The organism is Aquabacterium sp., assembly GCF_049274795.1.
Classification (GTDB): domain Bacteria; phylum Pseudomonadota; class Gammaproteobacteria; order Burkholderiales; family Burkholderiaceae_C; genus Aquabacterium.
This window is the reverse complement of sequence record NZ_JBASTH010000088.1, coordinates 21186-37833: the sequence shown is the minus strand read 5'-3', so window position 1 is coordinate 37833 and position 16648 is coordinate 21186. Positions and strand designations below refer to the sequence as shown.

At 65.2% G+C, this 16648-nt stretch carries 17 protein-coding genes; 6 read left to right on the top strand and 11 right to left on the bottom strand.

Going from position 1 to position 16648, the window contains the following annotated elements; all coding sequences use genetic code 11:
* Nucleotides 1-30 precede the first annotated feature (30 nt).
* The gene (locus WAQ08_RS14340; RefSeq protein WP_422192326.1) at nt 31-486 is read right to left on the bottom strand and encodes an LLM class flavin-dependent oxidoreductase; all 456 of its coding nucleotides are present in this window, start codon (nt 484-486) and stop codon (nt 31-33) included.
* The gene (locus tag WAQ08_RS14335; RefSeq protein WP_422192324.1) at nt 455-598 is read right to left on the bottom strand and encodes a hypothetical protein; all 144 of its coding nucleotides are present in this window, start codon (nt 596-598) and stop codon (nt 455-457) included. Before WAQ08_RS14335 ends, WAQ08_RS14340 begins: the two co-directional genes overlap by 32 nt.
* Before the next feature lie 262 nt (nt 599-860).
* Between WAQ08_RS14335 and WAQ08_RS14330 the strand changes: the two genes are divergently transcribed.
* Nucleotides 861-1073: a hypothetical protein gene (locus WAQ08_RS14330; RefSeq protein ID WP_422192323.1), complete on the top strand. Its 213-nt coding sequence runs from the start codon at nt 861-863 to the stop codon at nt 1071-1073.
* 92 nt (nt 1074-1165) lie between these two features.
* Entirely contained in the window at nt 1166-1624 is a 459-nt protein-coding gene (locus WAQ08_RS14325; protein ID WP_422192322.1) for an SRPBCC family protein, read from the top strand.
* Nucleotides 1625-1644: 20 nt separating this feature from the next.
* Here the strand turns inward: WAQ08_RS14325 and WAQ08_RS14320 are convergent, their stop codons facing one another.
* The 3 genes from WAQ08_RS14320 to WAQ08_RS14310 all read right to left on the bottom strand — a co-directional run bounded on the left by WAQ08_RS14320 (nt 1645) and on the right by WAQ08_RS14310 (nt 4128).
* Nucleotides 1645-3138, bottom strand: coding sequence for a M20 family peptidase (locus WAQ08_RS14320; protein ID WP_422192320.1), 1494 nt, complete (start codon nt 3136-3138; stop codon nt 1645-1647).
* 57 nt (nt 3139-3195) lie between these two features.
* A complete protein-coding gene (locus WAQ08_RS14315; protein ID WP_422192318.1) occupies nt 3196-3417 on the bottom strand; it encodes a hypothetical protein in 222 nt (73 codons plus the stop codon).
* A gap of 78 nt (nt 3418-3495) precedes the next feature.
* Nucleotides 3496-4128: a hypothetical protein gene (locus WAQ08_RS14310; RefSeq protein ID WP_422192316.1), complete on the bottom strand. Its 633-nt coding sequence runs from the start codon at nt 4126-4128 to the stop codon at nt 3496-3498.
* A gap of 104 nt (nt 4129-4232) precedes the next feature.
* Here WAQ08_RS14310 and WAQ08_RS14305 point away from each other — a divergent pair, with 104 nt between their 5' ends.
* The gene (locus tag WAQ08_RS14305; protein WP_422192314.1) at nt 4233-5681 is read left to right on the top strand and encodes a SulP family inorganic anion transporter; all 1449 of its coding nucleotides are present in this window, start codon (nt 4233-4235) and stop codon (nt 5679-5681) included.
* 15 nt (nt 5682-5696) lie between these two features.
* On the opposite strand, the gene WAQ08_RS14300 is transcribed toward WAQ08_RS14305, so the two are convergent.
* A complete protein-coding gene (locus tag WAQ08_RS14300; protein ID WP_422192313.1) occupies nt 5697-6695 on the bottom strand; it encodes an SDR family oxidoreductase in 999 nt (332 codons plus the stop codon).
* Between the two features lie 183 nt (nt 6696-6878).
* On the opposite strand from WAQ08_RS14300, the gene WAQ08_RS14295 reads away from it, so the two are divergent.
* Nucleotides 6879-8168: a lytic murein transglycosylase gene (locus tag WAQ08_RS14295; RefSeq protein WP_422192311.1), complete on the top strand. Its 1290-nt coding sequence runs from the start codon at nt 6879-6881 to the stop codon at nt 8166-8168.
* A 31-nt stretch (nt 8169-8199) separates the two neighbouring features.
* On the opposite strand, the gene WAQ08_RS14290 is transcribed toward WAQ08_RS14295, so the two are convergent.
* Nucleotides 8200-8913, bottom strand: a complete 714-nt coding sequence (locus WAQ08_RS14290; protein WP_422192310.1) for a hypothetical protein — start codon at nt 8911-8913, stop codon at nt 8200-8202.
* Between the two features lie 304 nt (nt 8914-9217).
* Here WAQ08_RS14290 and WAQ08_RS14285 point away from each other — a divergent pair, with 304 nt between their 5' ends.
* Nucleotides 9218-11092: an ATP-dependent metallopeptidase FtsH/Yme1/Tma family protein gene (locus WAQ08_RS14285; protein WP_422192309.1), complete on the top strand. Its 1875-nt coding sequence runs from the start codon at nt 9218-9220 to the stop codon at nt 11090-11092.
* Nucleotides 11093-11131: 39 nt separating this feature from the next.
* Here the strand turns inward: WAQ08_RS14285 and WAQ08_RS14280 are convergent, their stop codons facing one another.
* Entirely contained in the window at nt 11132-12964 is a 1833-nt protein-coding gene (locus tag WAQ08_RS14280; protein ID WP_422192307.1) for a hypothetical protein, read from the bottom strand.
* Between the two features lie 450 nt (nt 12965-13414).
* Between WAQ08_RS14280 and WAQ08_RS14275 the strand changes: the two genes are divergently transcribed.
* Nucleotides 13415-14431, top strand: coding sequence for an AraC family transcriptional regulator ligand-binding domain-containing protein (locus tag WAQ08_RS14275; protein ID WP_422192305.1), 1017 nt, complete (start codon nt 13415-13417; stop codon nt 14429-14431).
* A 14-nt stretch (nt 14432-14445) separates the two neighbouring features.
* Here the strand turns inward: WAQ08_RS14275 and WAQ08_RS14270 are convergent, their stop codons facing one another.
* The 3 genes from WAQ08_RS14270 to WAQ08_RS14260 form a co-directional block, all read right to left on the bottom strand.
* On the bottom strand, nt 14446-15081 hold the full coding sequence (locus WAQ08_RS14270) for a hypothetical protein (protein WP_422192304.1): 636 nt from the start codon (nt 15079-15081) through the stop codon (nt 14446-14448).
* Nucleotides 15082-15214: 133 nt separating this feature from the next.
* Entirely contained in the window at nt 15215-15607 is a 393-nt protein-coding gene (locus tag WAQ08_RS14265) for a hypothetical protein (RefSeq protein WP_422192303.1), read from the bottom strand.
* 64 nt (nt 15608-15671) lie between these two features.
* The gene (locus tag WAQ08_RS14260; RefSeq protein ID WP_422192301.1) at nt 15672-16586 is read right to left on the bottom strand and encodes an esterase/lipase family protein; all 915 of its coding nucleotides are present in this window, start codon (nt 16584-16586) and stop codon (nt 15672-15674) included.
* Between the last annotated feature and the right edge of the window lie 62 nt (nt 16587-16648).

Sequence of the window (16648 nt, the reverse complement as noted above, 5' to 3'; positions counted from 1 at the left end):
TTGCGCTTTGAGCAGCAAGAAGCAGCGGCCTCACCAGGCCTGGTCAGACAAGTTCCAGGTCATCGACTGGACAAGCTCTTGTCCGGCGGGGAGGTCGGCCGCTTCTGATGCGCCACCGAAGAAGAGGGTCGGGTGCATGCGCTGGCCGTTCACATAGGGGCGTGGCGTGATGGAGGCGTTCTCGACGCTGTCATGCTCGCCCCTGAAGGTGACGCACTCCTCCGTCCACAGCCTGCGTACCAGCCGCATGAACTCGGCGGTACGGGCGTAGCGGGCCGGTTGATCCGCCTCGGTGTCGCCATACGCGAGCGGGTTGTCCTGGCGGCTGCCGTGGCGAACTGCGCGGGCGACCAATACCCAGGGCGCACCGCCACGATGGGTTGCAGCGTCGTGGTGCGGGCCAACAGTGCCGTGGCCACCACGAAGGCATCCGGCCGGCCCCACCCAGCGCCGATCAGCGCGCGGGTCCAGCCCCTTGCTCGACACGGTGGGCGATGGCCGTCGAGTGATCCAGGCTGCCCCAGCCTTCGGCATTGGTGTCACCCCGATGGCCTGGCCGGATGGCGTTGGGGATGTGCCAGTGGAAATCGATCGGCATGGCGCAAGGTGGCGTAGGCAAAGGGGCGGTTCGCCACAACGGGAGCTGCTGCTATGCCGGACATATAGGAGCAAGCACCGTCTGTTTCATCTCAGCGATTCGCATTTGCTTATGCGGGATATCTTGGTACAAAGTGATACCAAAGCGTTCTCAACACCCGCGCTGCGGCGTCGATACCCTGATGAAGAGGTCGCAGGAGAACAATCAGGTGAACGGACGCCGCAGTGTTATTTTGAAAGTTGACGACAAGGACGCACAGGTCTTGGCCACTGAGATGGCGCCAGGCCGGTGGACCTGGGTCATCCGCGTGGATGGCGAAGAGCCCGTGAGTTGCGATGCACCGCACCCCAGCGGCCAGATCGCGATGAACGAGGCGCTCGACGTCGTGCGGGCCCGCGCCCGCTCAGGGGCGGCAGTCCATTGCCTGCCGTTTGAGCCTGGCTCCATGGAGCGCTACGCCTTTGTGCGGCATTGAGCGCAAGCCAGGCGGATGCGGATGTCGAAATCCCGGGGGCTGCTTCGTCGTAGGCTGTGAGGGCTCCGTCCTCAGCACCCCAAGGATCGACCATGTCCAGCAACGCCGCGACCAACACCGTTCACCTTCACCGCGTCATCCGTGCCACCCCGGACCGCATCTACCGTGCCTTCCTGAACCCCGACGCCTGGGTCAAATGGCTGCCGCCGCACGGCTTCATCGGCAAGGTCCAGCAGATGGATCCCCAGGTGGGCGGCCAGTACCGCATGTCGTTCACCAACCTGACCACGCAGCAGAGCCACACCTTCGGTGGTGAGTACCTTGAACTCATCCCCAACGAGAAACTGCGCTATACCGCCGTGTTCGACGACCCGAACCTGCCCGGCACCATGCAGACCACCGTGACGCTCAAGGTCGTGTCCTGCGGTGTCGAGCTGAAGGTGGTGCAGGAGGGCATCCCCAGCGTCATCCCGGCTGAAGGCTGCTATCTGGGCTGGCAGGAATCACTGCAGTTGCTCACGCAACTGGTCGAGCCCGAGATCCCGGGCTGAACGCCTGGCCGCAGTCGACCTTACTGCGACGCGTTGCGGATGAGCTGGTGATAAAAGCGCACCAACTCCATGAGGTTGGCTGTCGAGATCCGCTCGTTGGTACCGTGAAAGCGCGACAGATCCTCCGGCTTGGCACGCACGGGCGAGAAGCGGTAGATATGCTCGCTGATAGGGGCGAAGTGGCGTGAATCGGTGGCGCCGATCATCAGGCCAGGCGACACGATGGTGCCAGGGAACAGTGAACGCACCGTCTGGTTGAGCAACTGGTACGAGGGCGATTGCGTCGGTGAGATGGGCGAAGGCTCGGCGCTGCCGGGCAGCGCGACCAGCTCGAAGCCATCACCGGCCTTTGACTTCACGTGCGCCATCACGTGCTCACGCGTGTCGCCCGGCAGCAGACGGAAGTTCACCGTGGCATGGGCCTCGCCAGGCAGCACGTTGTCCTTCTCGCCCGCGTGCACCACCGTCAGGGCTGTGGTGGTGCGCAGCATGGCATTGGTGCTGGCCTTCTTCTCCAACTGGCGCTGCACCACGGGGCCCAGCAGCCACAGGTTGGACAAGGCCACGCGCTGGAAGCCGCTCATCTCGGGCGCGATGTTCTCGAACATCTCGCGGGCCACGCCGCGCAGGCCGGCGGGGAGTTGTTCGCCGTCCAGGCGGCGCAGGGCGGCGCTCATCATCGCGATGGCGCCTTCGCCCTGCGAGGGCATGGACGAGTGCCCTGGTGTGGCCGTGGCCTTGATCTCCACGGAGAGGTAGCCCTTCTCGGCGATGCCGATCAGCGCCACGGGCTTGTCCAGGCCGGGCATCACGCCCTCGGTGATCAGCAGGCCTTCATCGATCACGAAATCGAGTTTGACGCCTCGCTGCTGCAGCACCTTGACGACCTTTGCCGCCCCCTGGGTGCCGCCGACTTCTTCGTCGTGCCCGAACACGAGGTAGATGGTCTGGCGGGGCTGGAAACCCTCGGTGATGAGCTGTTCGATGGCGCTCAACTGGGACACGAGGTTCGACTTGTCATCCCAGGCGCCTCGGCCCCACACGAAGCCGTCCTTCACGATGCCGTCGAATGGGGCTTCCTGCCAGTTCGATTCGGTGCCCGGGGCGATGGGCACGACATCCTGGTGTGCCATCAGCGCGATGGGTTTGGCGTTCTTGTCTGTGCCTTCCCAGGTGTAGAGCAGGCTGTAGTTGGAGACAGTCTCGCGCTTGAGCGTGGCATGCACGCGTGGGAAACGCTGTGCCAGGAACTCATGGAACCGCCTGAACTGGTCGGCCGACGCGTCTGGGTTCTTGCGGTCGGCGATGGTGCGCAGGCGCACGGCACCAGCCAGCGCCTCGATGACGGCCGGCTCGTTCACCGTGATGGCGGGCGCGGGCGCGACGTCGAGCTGGCGCGAGCCCTGACGGGCGGTGTTGATGGCCACCGCCACCACCAGGATCAGCAGCAGGGCGGCCCCTGCCCGGGCCAGGCGCTTGAACAACCGTGTGGGCTTGGAGGTGTGGGGTTTCATGGGGGCAGCAAGGTGGCGACGTGCGCAGTATGCGCCCGAGCGGCTTGGCCAGGTACCTCATGGTTTGCGTTCAGGCAGCGCAAGGGCCGTGATGAGCAGCCCCTGCGCCGATGCGTGGAAGTCGGAGCCTGCGCTGGCATGAAAGCGTGAAGGCCGCCACTTGGCCAGTTGGGCGCGCAGCGCCCAAGGCTGCACCCACTGAGGCAGCTCCGGAAACTGGCGTCCGCCTGCCCAGCCCCCGTCAGGCTGCTGAGCCTGGTAGACACGGTGCAGCCACACGGCTTTGAGCTGCTCGGGGCGGCCTTGCTACATCAGCATCATCACGCGCTGGAAGTAGGCGTCCTTGACCACCACGTCTCATTGCATCTGGTGCTCGATGTCCTGGAGCAGGGCATGTGCCAGTGGTGGGAGCGTGTGCTGTGGTGCACAGGCCATGTGGGCCATCAACATCACGCCTGCGAGCTGGTGTGTTGTGCAGGCCGGGTCGTCCAGGATCACCTGGGTGAGCATGGGCTGGCACAGTGCTGGTGCCAGGAAGGCGCGGGTATCGCCCTCTGCCAGTGCCACGGGCTCGCAGGTGACGGCGTGGTACAGAAAGCGTTGATAGGGCTCCAGTGCGTCCAGCGGCACGATGTGGCGCAGCGTGTCGGCCTTGGGGTCCATCATGTGCCACCATGGCAGACGGTTGATGCCATCCTGGGTGGCCACGGCGCGTTGACGAAGCAGCAGGGCCCTCAAGTCAGCGTCGTTGGTGCGTTGCGCTGCTGTTTGAACGAACCACCACAAGGCCATGTTGCTGTCTCGCAGAAGCGCTGTCTCGTGGGCACGCATCCATGCAACGGCCCGCCTGAAAGCTTGCTGACGTTGCGCCTCGGTGGTGGGTGGCACATCGCGGTTGCCCAGCCAGAGGGCCCATGCCGCCAGGCTGACGGCGATGAGCCCCACGAACAGCACGGCGTTCACACTCCGCCGCAGCCAACGGTTCTTCATGATGTTCCCTGTGTGATGTGGTGCACTGCACGCAGTGTCGTGCGTGGATTTTCCCACGCGTAGAAGAAAATAAGCACCTCTCCCAGCTGCCTGCCCCACCCCCGATGAACACCGCCCGCCTCCGTGCCGAAGTCCTGGCCGGATTGACGACCTCCTTTGCCCTGGTGCCCGAATGCATCGCCTTCGCGCTGGTGGCCCAGCTCAACCCGCTGATGGGCCTGTACGGGGCCTTCATCATCTGCACGATCGCGGCGCTGCTGGGCGGCCGGCCGGGCATGATCTCCGGCGCAGCCGGCTCCATGGCCGTGGTGATCGTGGCCCTGGTGGTGCAGCATGGGCCGCAGTACCTGCTGGCCACGGTGCTGCTGGGCGGGCTCCTGATGATCCTGTTCGGGGCCTTGCGCCTGGGCAAGCTGGTGCGCATGGTGCCGCACCCGGTGATGCTGGGTTTCGTCAATGGCCTGGCCATCATCATCGCGGGGGCTCAGCTGGAGCACTTCAAGGCCGGCGAGCACTGGCTGCAGGGGCCGGCCCTGTGGCTGATGCTGGGCCTGGTGGCGTTGACCATGGGCATCGTGTACGTGCTGCCCCGCTGGACGCGGGCCGTGCCGCCCGCGCTGGTGGCCATCCTGGGCGTGGGCTTGCTGACCTATGTGCTGCAACTGCCTACCCGCACGCTGGGGGACATGGCCCACATCGCGGGCGGCCTGCCCGCCCTGGCCTGGCCCGAGGTGCCCTGGACGCTGGACACCTTGCGCATCATCGCGCCTTATGCCGTGCTGATGGCCATGGTGGGCCTGCTGGAAACACTGCTCACGCTGAACCTCACGGACGAGATCACCCAGACCCGGGGGCGCACCAACCGTGAGTGTGTGGCGCTGGGGGCGGCCAACATCGCGTCGGGCCTGGCCGGCGGCATGGGGGGCTGCGCCATGATCGGCCAGACCGTGATCAACCTCAACTCTGGCGGGCGGGGGCGCCTGTCCGGTGTGGTGGCGGGCGTGATGATCCTGCTGTTCGTGCTGTTCCTCTCGCCGCTGATCGAGAAGATCCCGCTGGCGGCCCTCGTGGGGGTGATGTTCGTGGTGGCGCAACAGACCTTTGCCTGGGGCTCACTGCGCGTGTTCAACAAGGTGCCCCGCAGCGATGTGCTGGTGATCGTGGCCGTGACGGTCATCACCGTGTTCACCGACCTGGCCACCGCCGTGTTGCTGGGTGTGGTGATTGCGGCGCTGAACTTCGCGTGGCAGCACGCGCGTGAGCTGTACGCCGACCAGCATGCCGAGCCCGATGGCAGCAAGCTCTACCTGGTGCACGGCACGTTGTTCTTCGCCTCGGTCAAGCCTTTCCTGGGCCTGTTCGATGCGGCGGGTGATCCGCCTCAGGTGACGCTGGATTGCCGTCACCTGAGTTTTGTGGATTACTCGGCGATCGAGGCGCTTCGCACACTGCGTGAGCGCTACGAGCGGGCGGGCAAGCATCTGCGGGTGGTGCATCTGTCGGAGCGCTGCCGCCAGTTGCTGCGCCGCGCCGGCCTGCCGCACGGCGTTTGAGCCGCAGGTAGGCCATCAGATCGCGCCGACGCTGCCGGTCACTGGCAGCACGATGCCGGTGATGTAGCCCGCGCATGCGGGCGCGGCCAGGAACACATAGGCTGGCGACAGCTCTTCCGGCTGGGCCGCGCGCTTCATGTCCGTCTGCTTGCCGAAGTCCTTGACCTTGTCGGCGGGCGAATCCGCGGGGTTCAGTGGCGTCCACACCGGCCCGGGCGCCACGGCATTCACGCGGATGCCCTTGTCGATCACGCTTTGCGCCAGCGACTTGGTGAAGGCGTGGATGGCACCCTTGGTGGTGGCGTAGTCCAGCAGTTGGGCATTGCCGCGCAGGCCCACCACCGAACCGGTGTTGATGATGCTGCTGCCTTCGCGCAGGTGGGGCAGGGCGGCGCGGGCCATGACCATGTAGCCGATGATGTTGGTGCGGAAGGTCTCGTCCAAGCGCTCATCGGTGATGTCTTCCAGCGAGGCGGCGTGCTCCTGGAAGGCGGCGTTGTTGACCAGGATGTCAAGCTTGCCGAAGGTCTTGGCGGTCTGCTCGACGGCCTGTTTGCAGAAGGCAGAGTTCTTCACATCGCCCGGGATCAGAACGCAACGGCGCCCCTCGGCCTCCACGGCCTTCTGAGTGTCCAGCGCGTCGTCGTGCTCGCTGAGGTAGACGATGGCCACATCGGCCCCTTCACGGGCGTACAGCACAGCCACTGCGCGCCCGATGCCCGAATCGCCGCCGGTGATCAGGGCCACCATGTCCTGCAGCTTGCCGCTGCCTTTGTAGTCCGGCGCGAGGTAGCGAGGCTGCAGGTACAGGTCGGCCTCGCTGCCGGGCTTGCGCTGGTGCTGGGCGGGCAGGTCCGTCGGCTGTGGGCGTGCTCCGGCCTGAATGCCTTCCTCGTGCTTGCCGGACTTGGCCTTGGGCTGAGCGGCATCCTTTCGATCCTGCGCCTGCTGGATGCGGCGCTGCCTGTCTTCGGTGGATTCGGTGCCGCGGGTTCGGTCGATGGTGGTGGGCATGGTGGGCTCCTCTGCAGGGGGGGGCGATGCGCTTTCTGAGCAGGCGGTGTGCCTGCGTGCACCCCATGGCCAAGCGGGCGGCCCATGAAAGGTTTGCCGTAAAGATGGTGGGGAGACGTCTGGCCCGCCAGGGCGGGGCAGGCAGTCGAGAGGTACATTGCCAGCATGAGATCCAGACATTCGATGCCTATCACCTTGGTGCCATCGTGGGCCGCGCCCTTCAAGCCCGCGCTGCTGGCCGTGGCTGTGCTGGCGGGCTGCGCGTCAGGCCCTTCCACGACGCCGGTCAGCACACCCGTTTCCGCGGCACAGTCCGCCTCGCCCGAGGTGGCAGCCGAGGCCTTGACCGAACAGCGCTTTGCTCAATGGGTGGCCGCATTCCGAGCCTCCGCGCGCGCCGCCGGTATCGACGACGCCACGCTGGACGCGACGCTGAACAACGTCCAGCTGCACCACCGCGCCGTGGTGGCCGACCGGGCGCAGCCCGAGTTCACCCGCACGTTCTGGGAATACCTGGACGGCGTGATCACCGAGCGCCGTGTGAGCAACGGCCAGCAAAAGCTGCTGGAATTGCGTGATCAGGCCGATGCCGTGAATGCGCGCTATGGCCTGCCTGGCCCCGTGCTGATGGCCGTGTGGGGCATCGAGAGCAACTTTGGCGGTAACTACGGCAATGTGCCGGTGTTCGATGCCTTGAGCACCCTGGGGTTCGAAGGCCGGCGCGAGGCCTGGGCCAAGACCGAGCTGATGGCGGCGCTCAAGATCGTGCAGCGTGGCGACATCGATCCGGGCCGCATGGTCGGCTCCTGGGCCGGGGCCATGGGGCAGACCCAGTTCATGCCCACTTCCTATCTGGCCTACGCGGTCGATGCCGATGGCGACGGGCGCCGTGACATCTGGGGCAGCATGCCCGACGTGCTGGCCTCTACCGCCAACTTCCTGGCCCGCTCGGGCTGGCGTGCCGAAGAGCCCTGGGGCGTGGAAGTGCAACTGCCGGTGGGCTTTGATCCGGCGCGGGCTGACCAGGCCGTGCGTCAGGCTTCGGCACAGTGGGCCGACGAGGGCGTGCGCACCATGGATGGCTCTGTCTTGCCGGCCATGGCCGACGCGATGGTGCTGCAGCCGGCGGGCGCTCGGGGGCCGGCGTTTCTGGTGGGACGCAACTACCGCGCCCTGCTGCGTTACAACAATTCGATGAGCTATGCGCTCACCGTGGGCTTGTTGTCGCAACGGATTGCCGGTGGGCCGGCCGTGCTGGGAACCTGGCCGCGCGATCTGCGGGCACTCACGCGTGGGGAGATGATCGCCTTGCAGACGGCCTTGAACCAGCGGGGCTTCGACAGCGGCTCGCCGGATGGGCAGATGGGGCCGGCCACGCGGGGTGCCCTGCGTGCCTTCCAACGCAGTGTGGGCCTCCCCCCTGATGGTTTCCCGACTGAAGCGCTGTTGCAACTGGCTCAGCAGTCGCCTTGACGGTATCTGACTGCGCGAGGCCGGCGCTTGCTCAGGCCTTGCGCAGGCGGCGTCGGGTCATGCCGGCGAGCATGGCCAGTCCGAGCAGGCTGTACGCCATGGTGCCGGCCTCGGGCACGGCACCGGCCACGACGGTACGGGTAAAGCCACAACTGCTCAGTGCATCCCAGGTGCAAGCCGCGTAAGACGATCCGATCGGGCCTCCCATGTTCGCGCTGAGATACAGGCCTTTGGCCGACAGCCCCGTCACATAGAGCTGAAAGCTGGGAATGAGCGAGAACACGTACGTGCCTGGGGCCACGGGGCTTTGGGGTACAAAGCGTCCGACCCGGAAATCACCGGTATGCAGCGTGAATCCGACGAGATTGGTGAAGCCTTGAGGGTCGCTCCAGTCAGATGACACGAACTCGTAGCCGAACTCGTCGCAGCCGCTGCAGGAGTAGCCGGTCGAGATGGACACGCCAGTGAGGCTGGCGAACGGCTCGTCGTAGAGCATTGTCTGGGCGTCCCAGTCATAGCCCACTCCGGTCTGCGGGAGGTCGGCCGCATCGAAGCCGAACGTGGGGCCTATGTCGGTCCCGATCGCCCTGTCTGAGCTGACGCGCACCCACACCTCGATTTCATCGGTCGACGAGACCACGCCCGTCTGCTCCACGAATGACAGACTGATGTTGGGCAGGGCCGCGTGCGACAGCGTGACCGCGCCAAGGGCCAAAGCCAGCCCCCCCACAATGTTCTTGTACACGGCGATAAACGTAAATTAATGTTTCTGCGTGGGACTATACCCAAGCTGCTGGCGACGGCATTGCCCTGAAACCCGGGGGATGCTGCTCTGGTGTGCAGTCACATCGTGATGACCGATAACGTGACGTTGTGCGCAGATGTCCTTCAGAACGGGCGCCGTAATGCAGGCGGCGTGCCGATAAACAGGCTGCGCTTGGGAATAGCCATGGCCGTTGGGCATTCATCGGAGCGCTGCCCCGGCTCGATCTGCGGTCTCATGCAGGCTGCACCGAGCATTCGCCGCTGCCTTTCCTTTGCCCCCCGACATGAAGCGCTTCAAGACCTGGCCCCGCTGGCTGCAGATCGCCAGCATTGTTCTGATCACTCTGGCCAGCATCGCGGCGCTCGTGGCGGCGGATCTGTGGGCCAACCGCCCGGGGCATGCCGGCCGCACCGAACTGGCCGCCCGTCTCGAGGCGGATCCCCAGCCCTGGCTGCGCCAGCCCATGAATGTGTCTGCCTTCGAGCGCGCCCTGATGGAGGGGCGCGTGCGCGAGGTGGGGGTGGATGGCACCCGCGCCCTGGTCACCACCAAGGCGGGCGAGCGCTTCAGCACCCGCCTGATGCCCGGCTCGGACGGCCTGGGCAGCCGGCTCGAATCCCTGAGCCGCGACAAGGGCTTTGAACTCACCCTGATCGCCATCGACGAACGCGACATGGGCATGCGCATCACCGACAGCCTGGGTGTGGTGATGCAACGCGTGCTGGCCGTGGCCTCGGTGGCCATCACGGCCTTCCTGGCCTTCTACCTGGTGCGCCAGGGCGGCGGCCTGGGCGGCAGCAAGACGCAATTGGCGGAAAAGCCCGAAGCCGGCTTCGATGACGTGATCGGCGCGATGGAGGCCAAGGCCGCGCTTCAGCAGGTCACCGCCTTCATGAAATCGCCCGACAAGTACCTGGCCCTGGGCGCCAAGCCGCCGCGCGGCGTGCTGCTCGAAGGCCCGCCCGGCACGGGCAAGACCCTGCTGGCGCGGTCGCTGGCCGGTGAGTGTGGCGCCAACTTCATCGCGGTCGATGGCTCGCACTTCTCCAGCATGTTCTATGGCGCCGGCATCGCCAAGGTGCGCGAGCTGTTCGCCACCGCGCGCAAGAACGCGCCCTGCATCGTGTTCATCGACGAGTTCGACGGCATTGGCCAGCGCTCCAACGGTTCGGGCAAGCCCAATGGCGGCGGTGTCTCCGAAGAGAACCGCATCATCAACAAGCTGCTGGTGGAGATGGACGGCTTTGCCGCGATGGAGAACGTGGTCGTGATCGGCGCCACCAACCACGTCGGCAACATCGACGAGGCGCTGCGCCGCCCGGGCCGCTTCGACCTGGTGGCCCGCATGACCCTGCCCACGCTGGGTGACCGCCGTGCGCTGTTCGATATGTGCCTGGGCCGCGTCAAGGCCGATGCCGCCATCGACACCGAGGCACTGGCCCGCGCCAGCAGCACGCTCTCGCATGCCGACATCACCAACATCGTCAACCGCGCCACCGTGCTGGCGGCCGAGCAGGGCGCCGAGGCCGTGGGGCAGGAACATGTGCGCCGCGCGCTGGAATCACACCAGTTGGGCGGTGAGGTGTCTGGCATGAAGGATCTGATGACGCCGGAGGATCGCCGACGCATCGCCGTGCATGAGAGTGGTCATGCCATCGTGGCCCATGCGCTCAAGGCCGGCGTGGTCGAGCGCGTGACCATCGAGCCGCGCGGCCAGGCCCTGGGCGTGACCTTCGTGACGCGCGCCAACGAACTGCCGCTGTATGGCGAGCAGGAACTGCACGGCCGCCTGGGCATGCTGCTGGCGGGCCGCGAGGCGGAGCTGTTCGTGTTCGGCAACACCACCTCGGGCGCGTCGGATGACCTGAAGCGCGCCTCGGAGCTGGCCATCGACATGGTCAGCAGCCTGGGCCTGAGCAAGGAGTTCGGCCTGCTGAGCATCAAGGGTGTGCCCGACAAGCTGGTCGGCCCGCACATCCAGGATCGCGTGCTGGCCGAGGCCAAGGCCTTGCTGGAAGGGGCTCAAGCCGCCTGCCGCCAGGCGCTGGAAGCACAGGCCCATGTGCTGCATGCGATGACCGATAGCCTGCTGCGTGACGAGACGATCTCGGGCCAGGTGCTGGGTGACCTGCTGGAGGCAGGCGCACCCGCAGCGTGAGTGCGGCGGAGCGGGGCGACATGCCCCGCGCTTGGCGTATCAATCCATCAGCGCGCCGACCTTGATGGCTTCACCGTGGAGCCGTTTGGCCATCCGGGCCGCCTTCATCGGAGAGGCTGCCTTGCGTTGAGCGTGCCTGAGCAGGTCGTTCTGGATGCTTTCCAGGTCTATGGTGATCTGTTGTTCCACGGAATTGTCCTGCGCGAAATCCTGAAAGACCAGCTCGGCTAGCATCTTCTGGATGGCATCGACCGCTTGCTGGTAGAAGGTGCGATCGATCATGCCCTTGATGTCGTCAGCCAGCTTGAGCAGCATGGCGAGCTGCTGAGGATTGGCGACGCCATTGATGAATCGAGCCTCAGCCTTCTTTTCAATTTCTTGGCCAAAGCGCGTTGCATGCAGGAGGTCCTTGCGCCGCAGGTCGAGGGTGGTCTTCATCTCCTCCAGCTCTTGTCGGCGCGTATTGATTTCATCCTGGGGGAGTCTGGGCGCGTCTTCCTTCAGTGCGATGGCCTGTTCGCGCAGTTCCTGCTCAAGCTTGTTGCATTCCTCTGCTTCCTTGTCGAGCGTCGCTTTGTGAAGGCGCGAACGCTCCCCGGATTTTTTCTTGAAGGCCTCGATCTCGTTCACGTCGGGCGAGGGCTTGTTGGGGTGCTCCAGGGTTTCGATCAGGTCCTTCAGCTTCCCGCAGTCCTTGAGGACTGATTCGATTCTTGGGATTGGGAAAGCGGGATCCAAGGCGTTGATCTTGCCAACCTCATCGTCCAGTGCTGTGAGATGGTCACTCAGCCGATCAATGGCGTCCGCGCGGTCTTGGTGCTGCTTGTCGTTGCCTTCTTCTGCGTGTTGGCGGGCACGCTGGAGCAGGGGGGGGAGGTTGTTGTAAGTCTGGTGCAGGGCATTGAAGTCCACTTTGTCTGCGCTCAGGATTTTGAAGATGCCATCGATCCTGTCGACGACGCCTGATTTCCATTCGCCTGGCTTGAGGGGAAGGGCATAGGCCACGTTGCCGTCTTCCGTCACGCCATAGCCGCCAGCCTTGTTGGCCTTTCGGGCCTGCTTCATGTCCTCAGGGCTGGCGTTGTCCCGGACGGTGGTCTTGTGCATCTCGGCGTAGACCGTGTCCTCCTTGTTGGCCTGGTGCTTGACCTCGGCCCGTGAGGCTTCTTCGCCCTTGGTCATGCGCGCCAGCCGTGCCAGCGTCTGCAGGGCCACGTCGAACTTGCCCGCCTTGGCCTCCTGCACCATCTGCGTGAAATTCGAATCGAGGTCTTCCTCCCAGGCGGTCTTCTTGAGCTCGCGGGCCTTCTTGAGCGCGTTGTCGAAGGCCGGGCGCAGCACCTTGAGTTTGTCCTGGAACTCCTTGGCCTGCGGAGACAAGGTGGTGGGCTTGTCACCCGACGGTTTGTTGCTCGGTGGCAGGGGCGGCGCGGGAGGCACCTTGCCGGTGGCTTTTACCTGCGGCTCTTCGGGCTGGCCCTCGTCGTTCTCTGTTTCGGCCCGTTCACCTTCTTCCTCGTCGTCCTCACCATTGAACTTCACGGTGCTCTTGATGCCGGACAGCTTCACGGTGGCGCTCACCAGCTTGGGCTGCAGCTTGCCGGTTTCACGCTCGAAGATGATCTCGTCCTTCGCGGTCACCGTGCACACGCCCATGCCGTACTGGGCCTTGGGCACCAGCTTCTTGAGGTCGGCAATCAGGGGCTTGCCCACATCGCCCACCAGCACCAGGGGCGCTTCCTTCTTGTCGAAAGGGAAGGCGTCGAAGTAGTGGAAAGGCTCCTGGCCAGGGGTGGCCAGGGCCTTGCGCAGAATCTTGTCGTAGTCGGCGCGGGCAGTGATCTGGGCGATGTGCTTGAAATAGGTGGTCATGGGACGTCCTTGAGCGATGGCAGCGGCTGCCATTGTGGGCAGGCGCCCCGCCGATGGAAGCGCCCGCGCATCTTGTTCCAACCTGTTCAAGGGGGAAAAGCACCTGTTCCGAAGGGTCTGCCGTGGCAGGGACGGGCAATCCCCTGACCTATACGTCAGGAACCCTCAGGGACAAACCCGTGTTCGTCACGTCACGGCAAATCATTGGCCGGTAATGCAAACGTCGGGATCGTGTTGCATGACTAGCATGTGCGCCGACATCTTCTTCTCCGTTTGGCGCCATGTCTTCGGGCATGGCGCTTCACTTTCTTTTCATGTGGTCAGTCGCATGAAGCCTAGGGTAACTCCGGTGCGGGATCGCTTCTTGTCCGTATGTAAAGACAGCAGACTATCGGCTTTCGCCGACCGACACGGTGCCTCGGGCCGCGCGATGACCGGCTGCTGCTGCGTATGCGAGTCTCTCCCCTGAACCTCAAGATCCTGGCCTACACACTGGACGTGGAAGGCCACCGCTCGGAATCGGTGCTGCGGCGCTGCGGGATGGGTACCCTCGACCAGATCGATGAGGAAGGCGAGTGGGTGCCCGTGGAGCTGTTCGACCAGATGATGGCCGTGGCGCTGGAGGAAACAGGCGATCCGGCCTTCTCGCTGGTGGCGGGCAAGAGCCTGGCACTGATGCGCTACGGGCACATGGTGCCGCTGGTGATCTCTGCGCCCAGCCTGCGCCAGGTGCTGGTGGATCTGGAGCGCTTCGCGCCGTTGGTGCTGGAGTTCTGCGAGCTGGAGCTGTCCGAGACGGCGAAGGGTACGCGCATCGTGATGCGCCCTGCGGTGGGCCGGGACAGCCTGAGCGGGCCTTTCCGCACGGAGTTCGTGGCCGTGACGGCGATGCAGTTGCTGCGCTTTACCGGCGCGGACAACCGCGATATCCACCGCATCGATTTTGCCTACCTATGCCCGCCGGGGCTGGAAGCACGTTACAGCGCGGCTTTCGGTGAGAACGCGGTTTTCTCGCAGAACGAATGCGCCGTCACCTTCAACCCCCAGTTGCTGGATCGGCCTCTGGTGTCGCACGATGCGGTGGCCTACACCGCCGCGCGCACACGGGCTGAATCGGCACTGGCCGCCTTGCAGAGCAGATCAGACACGGCAGAGCGGGTGCGGGCGTGGTTGCTCAGTGCCTTCCCTCGCCAGCCCTCGATGGCCGAGACAGCGCAGCACCTGGGGATGACGGAGCGCACTCTGCGGCGCCATCTGTCGCTGCTCAACACCTCGCACATCGAGGTGGCGCAGGATTGCCAGCGCCTGATGGCCGAGCGCCTGCTGGCGGAGGGAGCCCTGTCGATCAAGCAGGTGGCCGATGAGCTGGGCTTTGCGTCGGTCAGCACTTTCCATCGCGCCTTCAGGCGCTGGACGGGCAGCACCCCGGCCACATGGCAAGGCACGCGCAAGGCGGCGATGCGCTAGCTCGCGCGGGGTGCTCAGGCCTGCAGTTCGGATTGCTTGTCGGCCTGCTTCTGCTTGCGCTGCTGCGCCTGCATCGCCGGCCACATGGTCGAGTTCAGCAGCGTGATCGATGCCGTCATGGAACGGGCCCAGGCATCGGCGGCTTCGGCCAGCGTGGCCTGCAGCGTTTCACCGGATTCGAGCACGTGCGACAAGGGCGCTTCGGCAGAAGCCGCCGCAGCGATGTCGGGCACGGTGATGGGCTCGTCGCCGGTTCGGTCCAGCAGGCCGGCAGAGCGGCGCAACGTGGTCAGCATGTCGGCCTCGATGGCCTGCCGTGGGGCATCCGCTGCCAGGCCGTGCGCGTAGTGCCGTGTGTAGACGATGCGGGCGCGTCGGCCGTGGTCGATGGGCGTGAACAGCACGGTGGCACGGTAGACGGTATCGCCCTGGCGTGCCTGCCAGCTCACGAGTTGGTCGCCACGTTGCTGCACCTCGTCGATGAGCCATTCACCATCGGCAGTCTGCCAACGCCAGCGTTGATCACCCAGTGAGCGCACGTTGATCACGCTGGGCATGATGTCCGCGTAGAGGGCGACGTGTGCCCAGCGGGCCTGGATCTCTGGCAGCGGGGTGTCGGTCTCCAGGGTCTTCACGATCTTGGTCGTCATGGTGATTCCCTTTCATTCCATGTGCGACGGTGGGTCCGCCGCTTGGAATCCATGGTGTCACCATGACGCCTTGTATACAGCCGGCGATGGCCGATGCTGATGTCGGTGCGTGCCTACGAAGGGCTCACCGTCGTCAACGGGTCAAGGAACCGGGAGAGCTGCTGGTGCCGTTCAAGCTACCAGTGCCGCTGGGTGAAATGCTCCCGTTGCCATAAGGGGTGCCCAGCCGGTCACCTTGCGAACGGTTGCGGTCTTCTACCGAGCCCGACAGAGACCCGGCCTGGGGCGACACCGCGTTGCTCGCACTGGGCAGTGGGCTGGCGGCGCGGTCGTTGGTGCCTGGTACCACGTTCACGCGCGGGATGGCCCCTGGCACCACGGGCGTGGGCGCGGTGGGCATGCCACCCGGGGTGACGGCTACGCCTGGCGCGACGATCACGCCCGGTGGGGTGGATTGGGCGTGCGCCAAGCCGCTGGCGGCCGTCAATGCGGCCACCACGGCGGCGGGAATGAGCTTGCGTGTCATGGGTGTCTCCTTGCGGTGAAGGTGGAACGCCCTGGCGGCAAGCGGTGTTCCCGCTTGGTCGTGATCACAGGCCCTTGAGCTTGAGCCGGTTGGCCTGCGTGCGGTAGAAGGCCACAGGATCCGGTGCGCCTTTGCCCAGCAGGCCGAACACGTGGTTCATCTCGTCGATGTGATTCCAGGGGTAGTCATCCCGAAGCACCTTGCCGAAACGGGCCGAGCACACGCTGATCACGCCGTCGCTGGGCGTGGTGCCATCGACCATGGCTGCATCGGAGATATCCCAGCCGTTGGTCTTGGCCTTGTTGCCGGTGACGGAGTAGAAGTAGATGCCGCCTTCGAACTCCTTGCCGTCCAGCCCGCAGTAGGTGCGGGGCACGCCCAATGGGAAGCGCTTGGCGAAGGCATTGACCTCGTCGGCGAAGTTCTTGATGGCATCCACGTTCTGGGGCAGCTTCGACTGCCCCGAGATCCACGCCACGAACGAGCCGAAGCCGCTGGTGAGCTGGCTGTAATTGTTGATCAGGTCGTTGACGCTGTTGTCTGCATCCGAGGCGATCATGCGGGAGGGGCTGCCCACGGTGGTGATGCTGGCCACCAGTTGGGGGGCCATGCCAGCCACATAGCGGGCCGTGGGGCCGCCCTGGCTGTGGCCGATGAGGTTGAATTTGGTGACCCCATCGGTCGCGGCCCACTGCTGCATCTGCTTGAGCAGTTGTTCGCCGCGCACCTCGGCGCTGTTGACCTGCGAGACGGCGGCCACGTACACCTTGGCGCCGTTTTTACGCAGGTCGTCGGGCACTTGGTAAAAGTAGTCGACGCCCAGGATCTCCTTGAAGCCCATGAAGCCGTGCACCAGCACGATGGGGTACTTGGTCTGGGCGGTGGTGCTGGCTGCCGGCGCGGCGTGGGCCAGCGGGCCGACGCCAAACAGGCTGGGCAGGGCGAGGCTGCAACTCAGCAGCAGGGAGCGGATGCGCATGTCGGTGTCCTCCTCGGAGCGATGACTTAAAAAAATGTTCAGTTGGTGAACTATTTTTGGCC